This window comes from Ralstonia sp. 25C (genome assembly GCF_051904805.1).
Classification (GTDB): Bacteria; Pseudomonadota; Gammaproteobacteria; order Burkholderiales; family Burkholderiaceae; genus Ralstonia.
The window spans coordinates 1,245,758-1,267,473 of the sequence record NZ_CP196738.1 but is presented as its reverse complement, the minus strand read 5'-3'; the positions used below and the strand labels follow the sequence as shown (position 1 = coordinate 1,267,473).

At 65.0% G+C, this 21,716-nt stretch carries 19 protein-coding genes; 8 read left to right on the top strand and 11 right to left on the bottom strand.

Going from position 1 to position 21,716, the window contains the following annotated elements; translation table 11 throughout:
- The first annotated feature begins 59 nt into the window (after positions 1 to 59).
- Positions 60 to 824 (top strand): SDR family NAD(P)-dependent oxidoreductase, encoded by a 765-nt coding sequence (locus ACS7SF_RS24150; protein ID WP_439893012.1) that lies wholly within the window; start codon positions 60 to 62, stop codon positions 822 to 824.
- Between the two features lie 439 nt (positions 825 to 1,263).
- Here the strand turns inward: ACS7SF_RS24150 and ACS7SF_RS24145 are convergent, their stop codons facing one another.
- The 6 genes from ACS7SF_RS24145 to ACS7SF_RS24120 form a co-directional block, all read right to left on the bottom strand.
- Entirely contained in the window at positions 1,264 to 2,700 is a 1,437-nt protein-coding gene (locus ACS7SF_RS24145; RefSeq protein ID WP_439893011.1) for a M20/M25/M40 family metallo-hydrolase, read from the bottom strand.
- A 127-nt stretch (positions 2,701 to 2,827) separates the two neighbouring features.
- Positions 2,828 to 4,372, bottom strand: a complete 1,545-nt coding sequence (locus ACS7SF_RS24140) for a methyl-accepting chemotaxis protein (RefSeq protein ID WP_439893010.1) — start codon at positions 4,370 to 4,372, stop codon at positions 2,828 to 2,830.
- A gap of 142 nt (positions 4,373 to 4,514) precedes the next feature.
- Positions 4,515 to 4,982, bottom strand: a complete 468-nt coding sequence (locus tag ACS7SF_RS24135) for a GNAT family N-acetyltransferase (RefSeq protein ID WP_439894473.1) — start codon at positions 4,980 to 4,982, stop codon at positions 4,515 to 4,517.
- Between the two features lie 23 nt (positions 4,983 to 5,005).
- Positions 5,006 to 5,344, bottom strand: coding sequence for a hypothetical protein (locus ACS7SF_RS24130; protein ID WP_439894472.1), 339 nt, complete (start codon positions 5,342 to 5,344; stop codon positions 5,006 to 5,008).
- Between the two features lie 182 nt (positions 5,345 to 5,526).
- A complete protein-coding gene (locus ACS7SF_RS24125) occupies positions 5,527 to 6,828 on the bottom strand; it encodes an alkaline phosphatase family protein (RefSeq protein ID WP_439893009.1) in 1,302 nt (433 codons plus the stop codon).
- 81 nt (positions 6,829 to 6,909) lie between these two features.
- Positions 6,910 to 8,169, bottom strand: a complete 1,260-nt coding sequence (locus tag ACS7SF_RS24120; protein WP_439893008.1) for an MFS transporter — start codon at positions 8,167 to 8,169, stop codon at positions 6,910 to 6,912.
- 89 nt (positions 8,170 to 8,258) lie between these two features.
- Here ACS7SF_RS24120 and ACS7SF_RS24115 point away from each other — a divergent pair, with 89 nt between their 5' ends.
- The 3 genes from ACS7SF_RS24115 (at position 8,259) to ACS7SF_RS24105 (ending at position 10,831) form a co-directional block, all read left to right on the top strand.
- A complete protein-coding gene (locus ACS7SF_RS24115; protein WP_439893007.1) occupies positions 8,259 to 9,221 on the top strand; it encodes a GlxA family transcriptional regulator in 963 nt (320 codons plus the stop codon).
- Between the two features lie 68 nt (positions 9,222 to 9,289).
- Positions 9,290 to 9,955: a glutathione S-transferase gene (locus ACS7SF_RS24110; RefSeq protein ID WP_439893006.1), complete on the top strand. Its 666-nt coding sequence runs from the start codon at positions 9,290 to 9,292 to the stop codon at positions 9,953 to 9,955.
- A 15-nt stretch (positions 9,956 to 9,970) separates the two neighbouring features.
- Positions 9,971 to 10,831, top strand: coding sequence for a class I SAM-dependent methyltransferase (locus tag ACS7SF_RS24105; protein WP_439893005.1), 861 nt, complete (start codon positions 9,971 to 9,973; stop codon positions 10,829 to 10,831).
- 30 nt (positions 10,832 to 10,861) lie between these two features.
- Here the strand turns inward: ACS7SF_RS24105 and ACS7SF_RS24100 are convergent, their stop codons facing one another.
- From ACS7SF_RS24100 to ACS7SF_RS24090, 3 genes are all read right to left on the bottom strand, one after another.
- The gene (locus ACS7SF_RS24100; protein WP_439893004.1) at positions 10,862 to 12,292 is read right to left on the bottom strand and encodes a HEAT repeat domain-containing protein; all 1,431 of its coding nucleotides are present in this window, start codon (positions 12,290 to 12,292) and stop codon (positions 10,862 to 10,864) included.
- A 5-nt stretch (positions 12,293 to 12,297) separates the two neighbouring features.
- A complete protein-coding gene (locus ACS7SF_RS24095; RefSeq protein WP_439893003.1) occupies positions 12,298 to 12,672 on the bottom strand; it encodes a hypothetical protein in 375 nt (124 codons plus the stop codon).
- A gap of 221 nt (positions 12,673 to 12,893) precedes the next feature.
- Complete coding sequence (locus ACS7SF_RS24090; RefSeq protein ID WP_426399225.1) at positions 12,894 to 13,226, bottom strand: hypothetical protein; 333 nt, start codon at positions 13,224 to 13,226, stop codon at positions 12,894 to 12,896.
- Positions 13,227 to 13,369: 143 nt separating this feature from the next.
- Between ACS7SF_RS24090 and ACS7SF_RS24085 the strand changes: the two genes are divergently transcribed.
- Both ACS7SF_RS24085 and ACS7SF_RS24080 read left to right on the top strand, forming a co-directional pair.
- Positions 13,370 to 13,762 carry a DUF1801 domain-containing protein gene (locus ACS7SF_RS24085; RefSeq protein WP_439893002.1) on the top strand — a complete coding sequence of 131 codons (393 nt, stop codon included), beginning with the start codon at positions 13,370 to 13,372 and terminating at the stop codon, positions 13,760 to 13,762.
- A 66-nt stretch (positions 13,763 to 13,828) separates the two neighbouring features.
- Positions 13,829 to 14,161 (top strand): DUF2322 family protein, encoded by a 333-nt coding sequence (locus ACS7SF_RS24080; RefSeq protein WP_439893001.1) that lies wholly within the window; start codon positions 13,829 to 13,831, stop codon positions 14,159 to 14,161.
- A gap of 106 nt (positions 14,162 to 14,267) precedes the next feature.
- On the opposite strand, the gene ACS7SF_RS24075 is transcribed toward ACS7SF_RS24080, so the two are convergent.
- Positions 14,268 to 14,816, bottom strand: a complete 549-nt coding sequence (locus ACS7SF_RS24075) for a GNAT family N-acetyltransferase (protein WP_439893000.1) — start codon at positions 14,814 to 14,816, stop codon at positions 14,268 to 14,270.
- 109 nt (positions 14,817 to 14,925) lie between these two features.
- Complete coding sequence (locus ACS7SF_RS24070) at positions 14,926 to 16,161, bottom strand: NADH:flavin oxidoreductase/NADH oxidase family protein (protein ID WP_439892999.1); 1,236 nt, start codon at positions 16,159 to 16,161, stop codon at positions 14,926 to 14,928.
- Positions 16,162 to 16,238: 77 nt separating this feature from the next.
- Between ACS7SF_RS24070 and ACS7SF_RS24065 the strand changes: the two genes are divergently transcribed.
- A complete protein-coding gene (locus ACS7SF_RS24065) occupies positions 16,239 to 16,697 on the top strand; it encodes a MerR family transcriptional regulator (protein WP_439892998.1) in 459 nt (152 codons plus the stop codon).
- An 89-nt stretch (positions 16,698 to 16,786) separates the two neighbouring features.
- Positions 16,787 to 21,712, top strand: a complete 4,926-nt coding sequence (locus ACS7SF_RS24060; RefSeq protein ID WP_439892997.1) for an NAD-glutamate dehydrogenase — start codon at positions 16,787 to 16,789, stop codon at positions 21,710 to 21,712.
- Positions 21,713 to 21,716 lie beyond the last annotated feature (4 nt).

Below are 21,716 nucleotides of genomic sequence, written 5' to 3'. Positions count from 1 at the left end.
ACTGCGTTGGGTTCGTAACCTGTTCTCCCGAAACATTGCATCCCTTCAGGAGAACAAGCATGTCGCAAATCCAATCCAACACGCCGGCCCGCCTGGCAGGCCGCAACGCCATCGTCACCGGCGGCTCGCGCGGCATTGGCGCCGCTGTGGCGCGCCGACTGGCCGCAGACGGCGCACGCGTCGCCGTGGTCTACCGTAGCAACCGCGACGAGGCCGAGGCCGTCGTCAGCGCCGTCCGCGCAAGCGGCGCAGAAGCGATCGCCGTGCAAGCCGACGTGGCAGACGCAACATCCGTCAACGCCATGGTCAGCACCGTGCGCGAAGCCTTCGGCGCCATTGACATCGTCATCAACAACGCAGGCATTCTAGAAGGCCAGCCGGTCGGCAACATCGACGCCGCCTCGTTTGATGCGCAATTCCGCACCAACGCGCTGTCGGTCATCCTCGTCACGCAAGCCGTGCTGCCGCATGTGCCCGCACGCGGCGGCCACATCGTCAACGTATCGTCGAGCCTCGTGTATCGCCCACGCGCAGGGCTGTCGGTGTATGCGGCCAGCAAAGCCGCCGTGGGCGCATTGACCCACGCGTTTGCCGTAGAACTGGGCCCGCGCAACATCACCGTCAACGCAGTGGCACCGGCGCTCACACGCACCGACATGACCGCCCCCATCCCCGACGAGGTCAAAGCCCGCATGCGTGAAACCACCCCGCTGGGCCGCCTGGGCGAACCCGAAGACATCGCCGACGCCATCGCCTTCCTGGCGTCGGACGAAGCCCGCTGGATCACCGGCCGCACCCTAATGACCGACGGCGGCTTCATCTAAGAACGTGTTCACGATCCTACTGCGCGGCCCTGCTCGGGGCTCATGCGCTGCTCGGAATCCTCATGTACTTGAGTACATTCCGGTTCCTGCGCTGCTCTTCACCTCGCTGAGGGCCGCTCGCTACGGATCGTGAACACGTTCTAAGCCAACCACCAAGACGGCCACACCACCCACGCCCGCACCCAGACGGACGTTCCTGCCCTAGATGGCGCCTTGAATTTCTGTCAGCGGGCGGAAAAAAGACGGGGAACTGTCTGAGCGCAGCGAGTTTTCCCCGTCTCCGCCCGGTGACATAAATTCAAGGAGTCTTTCGCCATCTCGGGCGCGCCTCTCTTTGCTTACTTTCTCTGGCAAGACAGAGAAAGTGAGTCGCCCCCGGCAGGGGGTGAAACAAGGGATGCACCACCAGCATCCACAAAGAAAGCAAGCAACAACACGCCTACTCCGCCACCTGCTTCACCAACCGATAAAGAAACTCCCTCCCGTCATACAACCGAGCAATCTCAATCCGCTCATCCAACCCATGCGTACGCAAGTCCGCAGGCTCGGTAAACAACCCCGACACCCCATACATCGGAATCCCCGCATTGCGCATGAAGCGGCTATCCGTCGCCCCCGTGCTCATGGCCGGAATCACCGGCACACCCCACGTCTGCTGCGTCAGCGCCTCGATCGTCTTCACCAAGTCACCATTGAGCGGTGAAGCCGGGCTCGCCAGCGGCTTGTTGATGTACCGCACGCTGATCTTGTCGTTGGCAAGCACCTGCTTGAGCTGACGATCAATATCCGCCGGATCATCGTGCGGCAAGATCCGGCAATTGACCGTGGCCTTGGCCGACTGCGGCAGCGCGTTCTCGGCATGGCCGGCATTGACCATGGTCGCCACGCAGGTCGTCCGCAACTGCGCGTTGTAGAACGGATTGGCAGACAGCCGATCAATGGCCGCTTGGTCCGGCTTGCCGGTGCCGACCGCGCGCATGTCTTCCGCCAACTGCCCTGTCGCCAGCGGCGCGCTGCGCGCAAAGTAGGTCTGCGTCACGTCCGCCAGCTTGACAGGAAACCGATATGACCCGAGCCGGTCCAGCGCCGCCGACAGCGCATAGATCGGGTTCGTCTTGGTCGGCACCGAGCTGTGGCCACCCACGTCGCGCACTTCCAGCTCGTACGTGGTGTACATCTTCTCGGCCACCTGAATGCGATGGAGCACCGGCTTGCCATTGCGCAGCTCACCACCACCGCCTTCGTTGATGCCGAACTCGGCCTTCACCAGCTCGGGCTTGTTGTTGACGATCCAGTACGCACCGTTGCTCGGCACGTCACCACGTTCTTCGTCGGTGGTGAGTGCGAGGATGATGTCGCGCGAGGGCTTGAAGCCTTCCTGCTTGAGCTGCCCCAACACCGACACGAATGCCGAGGCCATCGCCTTGTCGTCAATCGCGCCGCGTGCGGTGAAGTAGCCATCGGTCTCCTGCAGCTTGAACGGGTCGGTCTTCCAGTCTTCGCGCTTGGCTTCCACCACATCGATATGCGCGAGCAGCAAGACGGGTTTCTTGGCGCCCGTGCCCTTCCAGCGCAGCACCAGGTTGCCCTTCTTCGGGAAGGGCTCGATCACCTGCATGTCAGCGGCGGCAAAGCCCGCCTCGCGCAGGCGCTTCTCCATGGCTTGCGCAGCCTTGGTGGTGTCACCGGCCGAATGCGTCGTGTTGATCTCGACCAGCTCTTTGTAGATGTCGTGATAGCGCTGCTGCTCGGGCGTGAGCGTCGTGGGTGCAGGCTTGCTGGCGGGGATGGACTGAGCGAAGACTCCGGCACTGCATACAAGAACAGCCGCAGACACCAAGGCGCGAACGGGAACACGACGACACTGGAAACGCATGACACCTCCGGATAATCGTTATGAGGGCACCGCATAAAACAAAGCGGGGCCAGTCCAAAGACTGACCCCGCAGTGTAGCCCCGCGGCAGCCACTTCGCTGCCGGGGCAATCCATCCGGAACCGTGCGTTACATCGCCACCTGGAACACCGCCACAGCGCGGCGCAGCTCGTCCGCCTGCTCTTCCAGTGCTTGCGCAGCCGCCGCGGCTTCTTCCACCAGCGCGGCGTTCTGCTGCGTCACATCGTCCATCTGCGTCACGGCTTCGTTGATCTGCTCGATGCCGCTGCTCTGCTCAGCGGAGCCCGCGCTGATCTCGCCCATGATGTCGGTCACGCGCTTCACCGCCACGACGATTTCTTCCATCGTCTTGCCGGCACGCGCCACCAGGTTCGAGCCCGATTCCACACGCGTGGCGGAGTCTTCGATCAGCGATTTGATTTCCTTGGCGGCACCCGCGCTGCGTTGCGCCAGCGTGCGCACTTCACCAGCCACCACCGCAAAACCGCGGCCCTGTTCACCGGCACGTGCAGCTTCCACGGCGGCATTCAGTGCCAGGATGTTGGTCTGGAACGCGATGCCTTCGATCACGGCGATGATGTCGGTGATTTTGCGCGACGATTCGCTGATCTCGCCCATGGTCGTCACCACGTCCTTCACCACATCACCACCCTGCACGGCGATCTCCGATGCATTAACGGCCAGCGTGCTCGCCTGACGTGCGTTGTCGGCGTTCTGCTTCACGATGCTCGTGAGCTCTTCCATGCTCGATGCGGTTTCTTCCAGCGAGCTGGCTTGCTCTTCCGTACGCTGCGACAGGTTGGTGTTGCCTGCGGCGATCTGCTGCGTGGCCGAGGCGATCGACTCGCTGCCACGGCGCACCGTCACCACGGTTTCCTTCAGCTTGGCCTGCATCTGCTGCAGACCTTCCATCAGCACGCCCATCTCGTCACGCGAGTGGATACGCACAGTCGTGGTGAGGTTGCCGCCGGCAATCTCGCGGAAGTGCACGAGCATCTCTTCCAGCGGGCGCGAGATCGCACGCGACAGCACGACGTAGCAACCGGCCGCCAGCGCCAAGCCAATGGCAATGACGATGCCGAACGTCCACAGCAGGCCGTTGAAGAAGGATTGCGATCCCGCGTAGGCGGCGCCGGACACCTCTTCTTGAATCGTGTTCAGACGGTCGGACTGTTCTGCGTACGCACGGTACTGCCCGGGAATCTTGTCCGCCACGAGTGCGCGGGCAGCTTCCTTGTCGCCACGCTTGAGGGCCTCGATGGCCGAGGCCATGCTTTCCTTGATCACCGTGCGCTGCTTGCCGGCCTCACCGGCCACGCGCTCTTCTTCCGGCGTGGAAAACGGCAGCGCGAGGTAACCCTTCCACCCTTGCTCGCTTGCATCCACATTTTTGCCAACCGAGCTGATAGCGTCAGCCGTCTTGCCAGGATCCGTGTCGAGAATGGCGCGATCCAGCGAGGTGCGGGCCTGCGCCAGCTTGGATTCCGCCCGGCCCAGCATGCGCGTGGACGGCAGGTTGTTGGAGAAGGTTTCCTTGAGCGCCGCGTTCGAGCGCAGATTACCGACCAGCCCCAGCGCACCAACGCCCGCCAGGAATACAGCCAGAACAAACAGCACCAGCGCCAGCCGTGCCTTGATGGAGAGCGTTTTCATATCCGTCGCTAGAAATTTTGTGGGGCGTAAACCGATGCCTCTGAGGGAACCGAGTTCAACAAAATTAACGACAGATGCTCACCAAACTTTAACTACATTCCGAGGGTTTCCCCGAAGAACGAAGCCCCGCACGCGTCTTGGCTCAGGCCTGCATGCGCACCATCAGCGCGTTATCGAGCGGCACGCCGCGCACCGTTACGGTCTGGCGTGCCATGACCGCAAACCCGTTGCGGGCGAAAAAAGGCTCCGCGCTCAAACTCACGTGGGCCTGCACCCGCGTTATCCGGCGTTGCGCGGCCAGGTTGAGGACGTGGTTCATCAGGCTCTGGCCGACGCCCTGCCGCGCATGCGTGGCCGCCACAAAGAAGTGGTCGATATAGCCGGTGGCCTGCAGGTCGGCGTAGCCCACGGGCTGGCCGTCGATCTCCGCCACAAAAGGCTGTATGCGGCGGATGCGCTCGGCCCATTGTTCAGCGTCGTAGTCGGTGGGCGCCCACGCGTCGAGTTGCTCGGGGCGATAGCGGCTAACGGCGATGCCGTGAACCGAGGAATGGAAGATGGCGTGGAGCGCGGGTTCTTCGCCGGCTCGAAAAGGACGAATTAACACAATGCTATTAGCAACGACTCAACCGATTAAACCGAAAGCGTGATGCCGGACATGAACAACTTGCCCGCCAACCACAAACCCGTGGCAGAAATCACCACAAGAAAAAAAGCACCTAGAAACGAGCTGTCCAAGACGTATTTGAAAACCGCCATGCAGACAAGCGGCGCCACAATAATCGCGACCGACCCGGCGACAAACAAGGATGCATAACACGCCACCAAAGCAAGCACCAATGCCAGTGCGGAGCGGGGCAATGTCGCCCGATCTGCGCCCACGGCCTGCGCGCCGAACCAAACCGGCACAGTAGCCACGGCCACAAACCCTGCCGCCCAAACCAATGCCGGAAAACCGGAAACCTGAGCCATCGCCACGTAACCCCCTTTTTATAGATGAATAGGCGTGGCGATTATGCCTGCGTTATCGTGAAAATATAAATCTGCCCTTATTGCCCCGCATACGGTAAATCCATCGAAGCCAGCACGTCCTTAATGTGCTGCGCCGCCTGCTGGGCATTCTGCGCGGCGGGCACAGCGGGCTGCTGATCCGTTCACAGATTGCGCACGTGGTCATCAATGCTGATGCCGGTGCCCAGCGGCGCCAGCATCGCGGCGGATTCGTGCATGGCCCATTGGAAGTCGTTGAGCGGCGCGTTGCGCGCGGCTTGCAGGCCTGCGGGGTTCGCTGCCATGGCGCGGGCGGCGACGGGGTCACGGTTGTCGTCGGGGGCCTTCAGTTCCAGCACTTGGCTGAGGTCGGGCGCGCTGGCATCGCGGGCGGTGAGCGGCGTCTGGATGTTGTAGCGCACGCGCAGCGTCTTGATGATGGCGGTGTGGTCGTACGGCTGGGCCACGGTCGAGCGGAAGATCGTGCCCTTGGGAATCCACGGCGACACCACCACCGCCGGCACGCGCACCCCCAGTCGGTCGAACGCGAAGAGTTGCCCCGGCTGCGGCGGGCTGGGCGGCACCACGGCGGGCGGCGGCACGTGGTCGAAGCAGCCTCCGTGCTCATCAAAGGTGATGACGAGCATCGTCTGATGCCACTGCGGCGAGTTGCGCAGCGCGTTGTACACCTGTGCGACCAGCGCATCGCCGTAACCGATGTCGTGCGGCGGATGCATGTCGTTGGGCCAGTCGAGGTCGGCAAAGTAGCGCGGCTCGATAAAGCTGTACGAGGGCAGCTTGCCGTTGGCCGCGTCGTCCAGAAAATCGTCGAACAGGTGAAAGTGGTCCAGATGCAGCCACAGCCGCGTGAGCGTGAGCGCCTGCGCGAAGTCGTGGTAGTAGACGCCCCAATCGTCGGGCGCCACGCCGTCGAGCGCGTTGAACAGCGTCGGCATCAAATACGGAAAATGCACCGGCGAATTATTCGGATAGCCATGCGCGGTGCCGGTGTGCACGAAGAACCGGTTGGGCCACGTCTGGCACGGCGCGGAGGCAAACCACGCATCGCACACGGCGTAGTTGCGCGCCAAGGTGCTGAGCGCCGGCACTTGGTCCGACGTGAAGAAATGCATGATGTCGCGCGGGTTGCCACCGTTCTTGGCGTAGTTGGTGGTGAAGCCCTGCATGGTGGGCGCCTGCCCCAGCGGCATCTGCTGGCCGAAGAGCTGCTGGTTGATGTCGGTAAAGAGCTCGCCCGGGTCGGGGTTGGGCAGCGTCATCACGTTGGGCGGCACCGGCGTCGTCCACACGCGGATGGGGTCGCCACCGCCATCGGGATTGGTCTCGGTGCCGGAGAGGCCGTCAAACTCGGCGCTCTTCGGGTACAGCGTGCCGAACAGGTTGTCGAACGACCGGTTCTCCAACATCAGCACGACCACGTGCTGGATTGCGTTCAAGCCTGCCATGGCGGCCCCCTCGTGTCTGGTTGTGCCGGTCACTATAGGAAGAAACGAAGGGGACTGGCGCCGCGCTGCCCATTGAGCTGATCAACGTACCGCCGGCAGCACACGCCACGCAATCAACGCGCTGCCTGCCGCCACCAGCCACACCACTGGCCAAGACGACCACGCCAGCACATACGGCAGGCCCAACGAGGTCACGCCAAGCGCAGTGAAGGCGCCCGTGTTGCCCAGCCCCAGGGCCGTGCCGGCACGCTGTGCACCGGCCAGCGTGGCCATTTCGGTGTAGCCCACGCCATGCCAAGCCGACACGCAGATGCCGCCCGCCACGATGGCCGCCACCAGTGCGACGCGCATGACGGCCAGATCGATCGACAGCGCCGACGTCATCCACGCCACCCCCGCCAGCACGACGAACAGCGCAACACTCAACCGAGCGCACATCCGCAGATACGCGCGGCGATTGCCGTGGCGGTCGGTCCAGCGGCCGCTCCATACCCGCATAACGGCCGCGCCGCCCTGCACCGCCGCCATGGTCAGGCTGAGCGTAAGCACATTGGCATGCGCAAAGTCGCGCAGGAACACTGTGGCGAACGCGACGACCGCCCCCTGCGGCACGCACAGCAGGCCGATGGCCAGGGCCATGCGCCACAGCATTGGGTCTCGCAGTGGACCGGGGCCAGCCGGTGCGGTCGTCTTAGCAGAGGCAGCACTCACGATGTCGGGCGCGTCATGCACCCACAGCCACGTCAGCACCGCCGTCAGCAGACACGCCGCCGCCAGCGCCCCATACACCGCGGCAAACCCGGCATGCGCGGCCAGGCTGGGCAGCACCAGCGCGCCGATGCCGCCACCCAACGGCACGGCAGTCTGGCGAATGCTCATGGCCAGCCCGCGTTCGCCTTCACGAAACCAGCCCATGACCGCGCGGCCGCTCGATCCATTCACGCTGCCGCCCAGCAGGCCGACACTCAGCATGCCGGCCACCAGCCACGCCAGCGGCGGCACATTGCCATGCAGGGGTGCCACGCAGCATGCCATCACAAACAACGCCAACCCCGTCAGCCCCAGCCCCGCCAGCAGCACCGCGCGATCGCCCCAGCGGTCGGTGAGCAAACCCCACGGCAACTCGCTGATGGCGATCCCGAGCCCCAGCGCCCCAATCGCCACGCCCAGCTCAGCATTGCCCAGGTGGTACGCCGAGCGGATGAACACGGCCGTCGTCGGAATGCCCGAAAACGCTGCCGAAAAACTCGCGTTGGCCGCGACGCCCACGCCCAACACCTTCCAGCGGTGATGGCGTGACAGGGACGCTGCAGCGGCCGGTAAGCACACGGCTGTCGTCATGATGGTCTCTCCAGAAATGCGTTTGACAGTCGCAGTCTGGCGGAGCACCATCAGGCCTAAATGACGTTAATCCCTCATTTCAAGACATCATGCGCAGAATCGGCTTTCTGGTGTTTCCTGGCTGCAGCCTGCTGGATTTCACCGGCCCGCTGACGGCCTTTGACGTAGCCAACCGGCTAGCACCGCAGCCGGCTTATCGGATCGACGTGTTGTCCGAGGGCGGCACGTTGGTGCAGAGCGCCCCCGGTCTCGTCATGCAGACGCAGGCGCTGGACGACCCGGCCTTCGACACGCTCGTCATCTCCGGCGGCAACGGCCCGCGCGAGGATGCGTTCTCGCCCCGGTTGATCGCCTTCGTGCAGGAAGCGGCACAGCACTCGCGGCGCATGACCAGCGTGTGTTCCGGTGCGTTTGCGCTGGCGGCGGCCGGGCTGCTCGATGGCCGCCGCGCCACCACGCACTGGCGCATGGCGGCACTGCTGCAGCGGCGCTATCCGCACGTGCAGGTGCAGAGCGACCACATCTTCATCCACGACGGGCCGGTGTGGACGTCGGCCGGCATTTCTTCAGGCATCGACCTTGCGCTGGCGTTGATCGAAGACGACCTGGGCGTCGACATCTCGCGCGCGGTGGCGCGGGAGCTGGTGGTGTATCACCGGCGGCCGGGCGGGCAGTCGCAATTCTCGGCGCTGCTGGAGCTGGACCCGGCATCGAGCCGCATCGCCCGGGCGCTGAGCTACGCGCGCGAGCATCTGCATGAGGCGCTGGATGTCGACCGGCTGGCCGACGTCGCACACCTGAGCCGCCGCCAGTTCGATCGCGCCTTCGTGGCGGAGACCGGCCAGACGCCCGCCAAGGCCATCGAAAAGCTGCGCGCCGAAGCCGCCCGCCCGCGCGTGGAAGCCGGTGATGAATCGCTGGAACAAGTCGCCCGTGCCGTGGGCTTTGCGGATCCGGAACGCATGCGGCGCGCGTTCATCCGCGTGTTCGGGCAGCCGCCGCAATCGGTGCGGCGCTCGGGACGATCAGGACACGCGCGCCTGGTTGCGTGAGGCACACCGATCCCGCAAATCCATTACCCTGACGCGCTCGAAATCCGCACCTCTCGCATTCCGCACTGATGTCCACCAACGACGCCCTGCCCCTGCTCTACAGCTATCGCCGCTGCCCGTATGCCATGCGCGCTCGCCTGGCGATGCTGCAAGCCCAGCGGCGCTTCCAGACCTACGAAATCGTCATGCGCGACAAGCCGGCGGAGATGCTCGCCCTGTCGCCCAAGGGCACCGTGCCCGTGTTGCGCCTGCCCGATGGCACCGTGCTGGAGGAGAGTCTCGACATCATGCGCTGGGCACTCGAACAGCCGGATACAGATGGCTGGTGGCGCCGCGCCCAATCTGACGACAACCTCGCCCTGCTGCGCACGAACGATGGCGATTTCAAGCGCCATCTGGATCGCTACAAATATCCGGATCGCTATCCGCAAGAGGCTGTGCAGCGCGAGGCTGCCCGTGGCCAGGCGGTTGAAACCCTGCTGAACCCGCTGGAATCCCGTTTGCTAAGTCAGCGCTATCTTGGCGGCGCGACACCGTGTGCGACGGACCTGGCGATCTTCCCGTTCGCGCGGCAATTCGCAGCGGTGGAACCCGATTGGTTTGCCAGCCAGCCGCTGCCCGCGCTGCAAGCCTGGCTGGCCGGATGGCTGGGCAGCCGGCTGTTTGCGGTCTGCATGACCAAGCAACCGGTGCAGGCCGTTGCCACATTTCCCGAGTATCCGCCCCCCAACTGATGGAGGCATGTCGCCATGAACACCACACCGGATGCCGCACCCGACAGCACTGCCGCACGCGTAGCCTTGTGGCGCGCCCTGCACGTGCAAGTCGATGCGCCGCCGCATGTGCTGGAAGACACGATCGGTCTGCAATTGCTCGCACCCCCTGCCGACTGGCAACAGCGCGGTGACATGGACCCGCGGTTCACGCGGCCGTTTCGAGCGTCGATCGTGGCGCGTGCGCGCTTCATTGAAGATCTCGTCATCGAACAGGCGGCACAAGGGCTGAGCCAGTACGTGATTCTCGGTGCGGGCCTGGACAGCTTCGCGCAGCGCCGGCCGGATGTGGCGTCGCGCATGACCGTGTTCGAGGTCGACCCGCCCACCCCGCAGGCATGGAAGCGCCAACGTTTGGCGGAGCTCGACTTAGGCATACCGGACTGGCTACGCTTCGTGCCGGTCGATTTTGAAGCGCGTGAGTCATGGCAAGACGCGCTTGTCGCCGCCGGTTTTGACACCGGTAAGCCGGCCGTGGTCGTGTCCACGGGCGTGAGCATGTATCTGACCAAGGAAGCGAACGCCGCCACACTGCGGCAAGTGGCATCGCTGGCGCCCGGGTCCATGTTTGCCATGACGTTTCTGCTGCCGCTGGAAATGGCCGCACCGGAAGTCCGCCCCGGCCTTGAGATGGCCGAGAAAGGCGCACGCGCCAGCGGCACGCCCTTCATCAGCTTCTTTACCCCGCCCGACATGCTGGCGCTGGCACGCGAAAATGGCTTTCGAGACGCGCAGCACATCTCGGCCGACGCCCTGACGCAGCGCTACTTTGCCGGCCGCGCCGATGGCTTGCGTCCACCCGCCAATGCGGAGGAATTGCTGATTGCGACCGTGTAGGTCATTGTCGGCACCTGGGCGCGCAACTGCTTACTCGTACTGCACAGTGCCACGACCAAAGGGTCTGGCTGCGGCTGCGGCGGCCTCTTCTTCGCGCGCCGCCATCGCGCGCTGTAGTGCGTGCTTGGCAACAACATCGTGCTCGGACAAACCGGACAACACCGCATGCAGCGTGGGCAACGCATACATGTCCGTGAATGCTTGCGCGGATTGTTCCCGCACGTTGTCATCCACATCTCGCAGGGCCTCCACCAGCGCAGGCAACATCGCCGGCCAAGCGTGTTCGGCATCGGCACGCAAGTCTTTCTGCAACATGGCGATTGACTCGATGGCCCGTGCACGGAACTCCGCATCGGGGTCGCGCAGTGCCGCAAGCAGTGTCGGCATTGCGGCGACATCACGGTTTTCACCCAGCGCCCACAGCGCCATCCACTGCACCTGGTGCCCCAACGTAGGCGTCTGGTACGCGTGGATGAGGTGTTGCGTGGCACGCGCGTCCCGCAATTCGCCAAGCGCGCTGGCAGCGTAGTAGCGCACGTCTTCATCCGCCTCCTCAAACACGCGCGCAGCGATCAGGTCGAGCGACTCCGCATCCCGCCGCATGCCCAGTGCGATGACGACTTCCAGCCGCACACGGGGTTCCGGGTCATTGGCAAGTGCCCGCAATGCCGGCAGCGCCTGCGGTGGCCGAAAGCGCATGCCCTGTGCCGCTCGCCGACGGACCTCCGGCGCGGGATCAGACACCGCGGCCAGCAGCAGGTCATGCAACGTGGTGTCTTCCGGATCAGCGGATTCGCACAGCGCATCCAATGCAGCGGCCCGCACGCGACCGTCAGGATCACCCGAGGCCGCAAACAGATCGGGAATCGCATCCGCCGTGCCGCACCTGCCCAGTGCGTAGGCCGCCCAGACGCGTACATCGACATCGGTATCCAGACGCAATCGTGCGCGCAATGCGGCAACCGCCGGCTTGGACGGCCAATACCCCAGCACGTGCACCGCCTCGCGGCGGACCTCGGCACTCGGATCGTTGACGGCCTGCAGGCATGCAGGCAAGTGCGCGTGTGCGACAGTCTCTGACTGCCTACCCAGTGCCTGCACAGCAGCAGCGCGGACGCCTGCCTCCGTGTCGTGCTTCAAGGCATGCAGCACGGCGGATTCTGCGTGTGGATACTGGCCCAGGTCGTAGTGCGCCAGCGCATGCACCGCACTCGCGCGGAAATAGGCGTCCGTGTCGCGCGTGGTCGCCACCAACGGCGCTACGAACGCATCGTCCTCGCCCAGATCGGTCAGGCTGACGTTCTCGCCACGGCGCGCGTCGGGTGATTGTTGCCGCAGTTGGTCGATGAGCGCCTCGATCTCGGCGGCGCTGCGCGCTTCGACATCATCGATCGCGGGATTTGATTCTGCTCTCCCGGCCAGCGCGTCCTTGATGCGCGCGATCCATTGTTTCAAGCGCATACGGTTCAACGCGCCCCACGTCGCGAAGCCTTGAGCGTCAACGCCCAGGCCACCGTGCCGACAATCGCCCCGAGCAGGAACGGATACGACCACAGAATCCTCGGACCCCACTCGAGAAACGACCACGCCAGGCCCACGGCTGCGAGCATCAGGCTCCACTGCGCTGGTTTTCCCATCAGGTGGCGGACCACGCCGCTGTAGAGCAGCACGCACGCCAGCAATGAGATCAGCACGGTCAGCAATGACATCGCGCCCATGCTAATCATGTCCCAATAGTCGGACGCGTAGGTCGCGGTAAAGCCCGCTTGCAGCAAGGTTGCAATGGCAAGCGGTGCTCGCGTCGAATCGGTGGTCTGCTGTGCGGGTGTGGATTCCATCATCCCCTCGTCTCGGTGTTCTTGTGGGCGTTTCCACGTCGACCATGGGTGCAAATGCGACGCCCGGATCGCGTGGGGTGCGCAGCATAGCATCCGACCAGCGCATGGAATCGCCGCGAGACTTCGCGCCCCGCTACATCGAGTTGAACGGCTGACGATTTTGCCGGGTGTGGAGAGTACAGAACTTGGTGATGGGTGCCCCTCGACCAAGATCAAGCTATGACCTAGCGCTCACGCACCGGGCCGGGCAGCGCCTTCAGCCCAATCCACAGCACACCGATGACCATATTGATAGGCACGCTCAGCGCGCTCGGCACATAGAACAATGCCGACAGGCACGGCGTCTTGAGCGCCAGTTCCGCCGCCCCACCCAGCGCGTAGAAGACCACGCCGCACCAGAGCCACCGCCACATGTATGCGAGCAGCCAGTGCGCATGCGCCTGGTTGAAGCGCCACGCGGCGGAGCGCTCAAACAGGTTGCCGTGACTGGCATCCTTGTACAGCCAGCCAAAGAAGAAATAGCGATACAGCAACGTACGAAAGGCGAGCTCTTGCATGATGGCTCCCTCATCCAAGCCAGCTTCAGGCAAGCAAGTTTGGCTCCAAAATTGGCCGGGCGCCATGGCCGGCGCGCGCAAGTCGACGATGGCGCACGCACGCAGTTGAGCCTATCCTCGTCAATCCATCACGGAGGCAACGCATGAAGAAAAACGCACGGGACAACACCCCCGCCGCCGAGCGCATCGACGCCCGCATCGCCGAGCTGAACGACTGGCGCGGTGAGATGCTCGCCCGCTTGCGCGCCGTCATCCTGGCAGCCGACCCTGACGTGGTCGAGGAATGGAAATGGAACGTACCGGTGTGGTCGCACCACGGCATCCTCTGCACCGGGGAGGCCTACAAGCAGACGGTGAAGATGACGTTTGCCAAGGGCGCGTCCGTGCCGGACCCTGCCGGGCTGTTCAATTCCAGCCTGGATGGCAACGTCCGCCGCGCGATCGATTTTCGCGAAGGCGACACGGTGAACGAGAAAGCGCTGAAGGCGCTCATCCAGGCGGCCATTGCCGTGAACAAGTCCAGCGCAAAACGCTGAGCCGCGCGGGTGTGGCGCCAAGCAGCTAACATACGGCCCGCCTGAACAACCCACGGAGCCACTTCAGTGATTCAACCGACCCCCATCTTCAAGGACAACCTCGCCCAACTGCCCGCCATTGACGGCGTCGAGCGCATCGACCTGGTGGACGGCCAGGGCGCCGTGGTCGCCGACATCGAAAACAAGCCGGGCAAGCAAGGTTCGCTGGCGGTGTACCACTACCTGCAGCAGGCGTTCGGCCAGCTCGATGCCAAGGCCGCCGAGCACGGCCTAGTGGTGTTTGCCGAGCACACCGTCGACGCACGCAACCGCCCGGGCGCGCATCCGAATGTCGACCGTCTGCTCGCCATCGCGGCGGGGGCGGAAGCACTGCGCATCAACGTCGTGGCCAAGGGCTGACGGCGCTGTTGGCGATGCAATGAAAAAGGCCGGTATCACGCCGGCCTTTTTCTATGGCGCCGCACCATCGCGGCATCCGTTGCGACATCGTCAATCAATCCCCCTATCAACCATCCACAGGGTGCGCAGGCGTCTCAAGGTTGAGCTGATAGAACGCGGCATCCAGCCAGCGGCCGAACTTGAAGCCGGCCTCCTTGATGGTGCCCGCGTGCACGAACCCGAGCCGGGTATGCAGGGCGACGCTGCCGCCGTTGGCCGCGTCGATGCAGCCGACCAGCACATGCACCTGCGCCGCCTGCGCGCGCCGGATCAGCTCACGCAGCAGGCGTTCGCCCAGCCCGCGCCCACGGCAGGTGTGGTGGACGTACACGCTGTGCTCCACCGTGTACTTGTAGGCGGGAAACGCGCGGAACGTGCCCCAGCTCGCAAAGCCCAGCAGCCGGCCCGAGGCGTCCACCGCACCCACCACCGGAAACCCACCGGCACGCTTGGCGGCAAACCACGTCTGCATGGCCTGCGGCGGCCGGGGAACGTAGTCATACAGCGCCGTGGAGTTGACGATCGCCTCGTTGAGGATGTCGAGGATGGCCTGGGCGTGCTCGGTCTCGGTGCAGTCGATCAGGCGGATGTCGTCGTTCGGCTTGGGGGCGGGCATGCGGGGCTCCAAAAGGTAGGCGGATTCGCGGCGGGCGCGAATTCCATCTTAATGGATATATTTTCCAGAAAACTGGATGCCGCCGCAACCGCGCCATCACCGCCGCCGGCTAGCGCAACGCCCGTTGTGCCAGCCATCGCTTGTAGCGCCGCGTCTGGCAGGCCGTGGCCAGCTGTTGCAACACCAGCGCCCGCAGCGGCGAGACGCGAGGGTGCGTACCACGCCCCTGGCTCAGGCGCTTGAGCTGGAACTTGACGACCGCCATGTTGGCGAGCGAGCCCAGCACCTTGTTCTTCCACGTAATGGACTGGAGCACCGGCGCGCTGTCCTTGCCGGCATGCCAATCGCGCGGCAGGTTCGGATCAATCGACAGCGCCGTCGCGATGCCCACCATGGCAATGCCGCTGTCCACCACCTGCTCCGCGACCGCACGGCGGCGGATGCCGCCCGTCACCATCAACGGCATGCGCGCCACGGCCGCAATGTCGCGGGCAAATTCCAGGAAGTAGGCCTCGCGCGCCAGCGTGCGGCCATCGCGCGCGTGGCCCTGCATGGCCGGCGCCTCATAGCTGCCGCCCGACAGTTCCACCAAGTCCACACCCAGCGGATTGAGCATCTCCACCACGCGCTTGGCATCTTCCGGGCTGAAGCCGCCGCGCTGGAAATCCGCCGAATTGAGCTTGACCGCCACCACAAACTGCGCCGACACCGCGCCGCGCACGCTGCGCACGATGTCCAGCAGCAGACGCGCGCGGTGCTCGATCGGGCCGCCCCACGCGTCCTGCCGCTTGTTGGTGATGGGCGAAAGAAACTGGCTCAGCAGATAGCCGTGCGCGGCGTGGATCTCCACGCCGGTAAAACCGCTCTGCTCGGCCAGCACCGCGGCCCGCACGAAGCGCTGCTGGACCTCGGCGATATTGGCCTCGGTCATCGCCCTGGGCACCGGAAATTGCTTGGACAAGGCCCCCAGATCCATCGGCACGACGGAGGGCGCCAAGGTGGGCTGCCCCAACGCCGCCGGCATCTGGCGACCGGGGTGGTTGAGCTGCATCCACACATGCGCGCCATTGGCCCGCGCGATCTGCGCCCAGCGCCGGAAGCGGTCGAGATGCGCATCGTCTTCCAGCACCACGCCGTTGGCGCCGGTCATGGCGCGGTCGTCCACCATGACATTGCCCGTGATGATCAGCCCGGCCTTGCCCTTGGCCCAGGCCTCGTACAGGCGCAGCAGCGCATCGGATGGCGCGTGGTCCGCATCGGCCATGTTCTCTTCCATGGCGGCTTTGGCCAGGCGGTTGGGGATGACCGCGCCGTTCGGCAGCGTGAGCGGGGTGAAGAGCTTCATGGCGTTTCCTGGTTTGACGACGCTTCCACGTTAAGCTTAAAGTCAACTTTAATGTCAAGCCCATCGGAGCCGTCTGCATGAAGATCGGAGAACTCGCCCTACAGAGTGGCGTTGCCGCCTCGCGCATCCGGTTTTACGAGGCCAGCGGCCTGCTGCAGCCCGCGCAGCGCCAGGCCAATGGCTACCGCGAATACGCGCCCGATACGTTGCGGCGCCTGGAGATCATCCTGTGCGCGCAGGGGGCGGGGTTCTCGCTGGACGAAATCCGCACGCTGCTGCCGCCCGATCTGGGCAACTGGCAACACGAAGAATTGCTCGCTGCGCTGCGGCGCAAGATTGCCGAGATCGAACTGCTGGAGCAGCGGCTCGCGCAAAACAAACACCAGTTGTTAGCGCTCGCCTACGAGATCGAGCACAAGGATGAAGCCGAAGATTGCGCGGTTCGTGCCAGGCGCCTGCTCGACAAGGTACACAAGGATGCCGCGCAGCAACCCCGCGCCGAACCACCAACGCAGCGCACAAAAAAACGCGCCTAAGCCTGCGCGTTCAGGCGCCCGTTGTCCTCCCGATTGCCAGCCATGAGCACGCGGCGTAGCATGGGCTGGCCCTTTTTCGGGAGGCATCCATGTCTGCCCAGCACGAAGACAAGGTCCGCCAACACATGGCGGATGCGGTGGCCCTCGCACGCGAACGCGCACCCGATATTGCCGCGCTGTTCGAGCCCTTTCTGCGGCACTACTACGGCCTGGCCGACCCCGAAGACGTGACCTCGCGCAGCGTGGCCGACCTGTACGGCGCGGCCATGGCGCACTGGCAGTTGGGGCAGAAGTTCGTGTCCGGCCAGCCGCGCGTACGCGTCTACAACCCCACCCTGGAACAGCACGGCTGGTACTGCGGCCACACAGTGGTCGAGATCGTCAACGACGACATGCCGTTCCTGTTCGACTCCGTGACCATGGAGATCAACCGGCAGGGGTTGGCACTGCATTCCGCCTTCCACCCGGTCTATCGCGTGCAACGCGATGCGGCGGGCATGCGCGTGGCGGTGGCTGCCGGTGGAGGCGTCCAACGCCCCACGGCCCTGGCCGGCGACATGCCTGACACACCCAGCGACGCCGACCGCGAAACCCACGGCACCGCACGCTTCGAGTCCACCATCCACATCGAGGTCGATCGCTTCTCCGAGCCCGAGCGCATGCAGGCGTTGCACGACGGCCTGGTACGCGTGCTGGGCGATGTACGTGCCACGGTCGACGACTGGAAACCCATGCAGGCCGCCGCACAAGCCGCCATCGAGGCGCTGGCGGTGCGTGCTGCGCAGCCCTCTACCGGTGATGTGGAGCGGGCCGAGATTGCCGAAACGCAAGCCTTCCTATCGTGGATGCTGGATCGGCATTTCACCTTCCTCGGCTATCGCGACTACGAGCTCATCACGCAAGACGATGGCCACTACCTGCGCGGCATCCCCGGTACAGGTCTGGGCGTGCTGCGTGAAGCGCTGCGCGATACCTCCACGCCAGACACCACGCGCCTGGCACCGGGTGCCGCCAAGTTCATCGACGCGCCCGAGCCCATCTTCCTCACCAAGGCCAACTCGCGCGCAACCGTCCACCGCCCCGGGTATCTCGATTACGTCGGCATCAAGCTGTTCGACGCGGAAGGCCGCGTGTGTGGGCAGCGGCGGTTCCTGGGCATGTACACGTCGAACGTCTACATGGTGCCGGCCGAAGACATTCCGCTGGTGCGGCGCAAGGTGGCCGACGTGATCCGGCGCACGGGCTTTCTGCCAAACGGGCACTTGGCCAAGACGCTAGTCACGATCCTGGAGCAATACCCGCGCGACGAGCTGTTCCAGATGGATAGCGAAGCGCTACACGACATCGCGCTGGGCATCCTGCGGTTGCAGGAACGCCAGCGCACGCGCCTGTTTGTGCGGCGTGACCCGTTTGACCGCTTCGTGTCGTGCCTCGTGTTCGTGCCGCGCGAGAAGTTCAACACCGACCTGCGCGTGCGCATTCAGAAACTGCTGCTGGACGCCTACCACGGCACCGCCGTGGAGTTCACGCCGCAGTTGTCGGAATCGATGCTCGCGCGCATTCACATCACCGTGCGCACGCAGCCCGGCGACGTGCCCGACGTGGATGTGACCGAACTGGAAGCGCGCATCGTGCAGGCGGCGCGGCGCTGGCAGGACGATCTGTCCGACGCACTGCTGGCGCGCGGCGGCGAGGAGCGCGGCAACCGTCTGCTGCGCCGTTACGCCGATGCCTTTCCCGCCGGCTTTCGCGAGGACTACCCCGCGCGCCTGGCCGTGCGCGACATCGAGCTGATGGAGCCGCTGCTGGACCAGAACGCCGGCACCAACCTGCTCACCATGCAGTTGTACCGGCCGCTCGAAGCACCGCCCGGCGCGCTGCGCTTCAAGATCTACCGCGCGGGGCAGCCGACCTCGCTCTCGCACAGTCTGCCGATGCTTGAACACCTGGGTGTGCGCGTCAACGAAGAGCGCCCCTATTGCATCGAACCCGCCGACGCCGCGCCCATCTGGATGCACGACTTCGGCATGGAAACCGTCGACGGCAGCGAGGTGGACCTCGACGAAGCCCGTGCGCGTTTTGAAGAAGCCTTTGCGCGCATCTGGAGCGGCGAGCTGGAGAACGACGACCTCAACCGCCTCGTGCTGCAGGCCGGCCTGACCTGGCGCGAGGTGCGCATCCTGCGGGCGTATGCGCGCTATATCCGCCAGATCGGCTCGACCTTCAGCAATGCGTATATGGAGAGCGCGCTGAACGGCAATCCGTCAATCGCGCGGGCGCTGGTGCATCTGTTCCTGGTGCGCTTCGACCCGGCATTGGACGCAGCCGAACGCACGCGCCGCAGCGACACGCTGCGCAAGCAAATCGACGAAGCGCTGGAAGACGTGCCCAACCTGGATGAAGACCGCATCCTGCGTCAGTTCCTCGGCGTGCTGGAGGCGACGCTGCGCACGAACTACTTCCAGAGCGCCGCGCAAGACGGGCAACCCAAGCCGTATCTGTCCTTCAAGTTTGACCCTGCGCGCGTGCCGGGCTTGCCCGAGCCGAAGCCGATGTTCGAGATCTGGGTGTATTCGCCACGCGTGGAAGGCGTGCACCTGCGCGGCGGCAAGGTGGCGCGCGGCGGCCTGCGCTGGTCGGATCGGCGCGAAGACTTCCGCACCGAAGTGCTGGGGCTGGTGAAGGCGCAGATGGTGAAGAACACCGTCATCGTGCCGGTGGGGTCCAAGGGCGGGTTTGTCGTCAAGCAACCGCCACCCGCCACCGACCGTGATGCCTATCTGGCCGAAGGCGTGGCGTGCTACCAGACCTTCCTGCGCGGCTTGCTGGACCTGACCGACAACTACGTCGACGGCCGCCTCGTACCCCCGCGCGACGTGGTGCGCTACGACGAAGACGACCCCTACCTGGTGGTGGCCGCCGACAAGGGCACTGCCACGTTCTCGGACTACGCCAACGCCATCTCCGCTGAATACGGTTTCTGGCTGGGCGACGCGTTCGCCTCGGGTGGGTCCGTCGGTTACGACCACAAGAAGATGGCCATCACCGCGCGGGGCGCATGGGAATCGGTCAAGCGCCACTTCAGCGAGATGGGTGTCGATACGCAGACACAGGACTTCACTGTGGTGGGCGTGGGCGACATGTCGGGCGATGTGTTCGGCAATGGCATGCTGCTCTCGCGACATATCCGGCTGCTGGCAGCGTTCGACCATCGGCATGTGTTTCTGGACCCCTCACCCGATGCGGCCACGAGCTTTGCCGAGCGCGAGCGGTTGTTCAATCTGCCGCGCTCCAGCTGGGCGGACTACGACCGGGCGCTGATCAGCCCCGGTGGCGGCGTGTTCCCGCGCACGGCCAAGGCGATTCCGCTCTCGCCCGAAGTGCGCGCCATGCTGGATGTATCGGCCACCGAGATGGCGCCGAACGACCTGCTGCACGCCATCCTGAAGGCGCCGGTGGATCTGCTCTACAACGGCGGCATCGGCACGTACATCAAGGCCAGCACCGAGACGCACGCGCAGGTGGGCGACCGCGCTAACGACGGCCTGCGCGTGAACGGTGCGGAGCTGCGCTGCAAGGTGGTGGCCGAGGGCGGCAACCTGGGCTGCACGCAACTCGGCCGCATCGAATACGCGCAGCGCGGCGGGCGCATCAACACCGATGCCATCGACAACTCGGCTGGCGTCGATTGCTCCGACCACGAGGTCAACATCAAGATCCTGCTGGGCCTGGTGGTGGCCGACGGCGAGATGACGCTCAAGCAGCGCAACACGCTGCTGGCCGAGATGACCGACGAGGTGGGCACGCTCGTCTTGCACGACAACTACTTCCAGACGCAGGCGTTGTCGCTGGCACGCACCCGCACCGCGCAGTGGCTGGAACCCGAGGCGCGCCTGATGCGGCATCTGGAGCGCAACGGGCGCCTGAACCGGCCGATCGAATTCCTGCCCGCCGATGAAGAGATCGACGCCCGGCGCGCGGCCGGCGGCGGCCTGACCACGCCCGAGCGTGCCGTGCTGATGGCCTACAGCAAGATGTGGCTGTACGACGTGCTGCTCGGCAGTGAACTGCCAGACCAACCGTTTATTGCTGATGGCCTGCCGGGGTACTTTCCGCAGCCGCTGCATACGCGCTGTGCAACGGCGATCCCGCGGCACCCGCTGCGGCGCGAGATTCTGGCGACGATGCATGCCAATGCGCTCGTCAACCGTGCCGGCGTGACCTTCGTGCATCGGCTGGCCGAGGAAACCGGCGCCGAGCCGCTGGCCGTCGTGTGGGCCAGTCTGGTAGCGCGCGCCGTCTACCGGCTCGATGCGCTCTGGCAAGCGGTGGACGCGCTGGACGCGCAGGTGCCACACGACACGCAAACCGCGCTATTCGCCGCGCTGGCGCAACTGCACGAACGTGCCACGCTGTGGTTCTTGCGGCGGCGCACGTCGAACGTGCTGGACGTACCCGCCACGGTGGAGCACTTCCGCACGGCGGTCGATGCGCTGGCCTCGGACATCGACTCGCTGCAGACGGAAGCCTCCATGCAGGCCGCTGCGCAACAGCAGCAGGCGCTGGTCGACGCCGGTGTGCCGGATGCGCTGGCGCGCGTGGCAACCGGCATACCGGCGCGCGTGTCGCTGCTCGACATTGCTGAAGTCGCCAGTGCGTGTAACTGCGACGCCAAGCTCGCGGCGCGCGTGTATTTCGCGCTGGATCAGCCATTGAACTACGGCTGGCTGCAAGGCGGCGTTCTCGGGCTGCCCGCGCAAACCCACTGGCAGATGCTGGCACGTGCCACGCTGCTGGAAGAACTCGGGCAACTGCGCCGCCGATTGACGGCGTCCGTATTGCGCGACGCACCTTCGGGCGCCAGCGCGGACGCGTTGGTGGAGACTTGGCAAACCAGCCGGCAGGACGCACTGGCGCGCTACAACCGCGTGCTCGCCGACCAGATGGCAGCGGGCCCTGCCGACTTGGCAATGTTGTCGGTTGGCCTGAGAGCGCTGGCGGAAGTGGAGGCCTGATCCG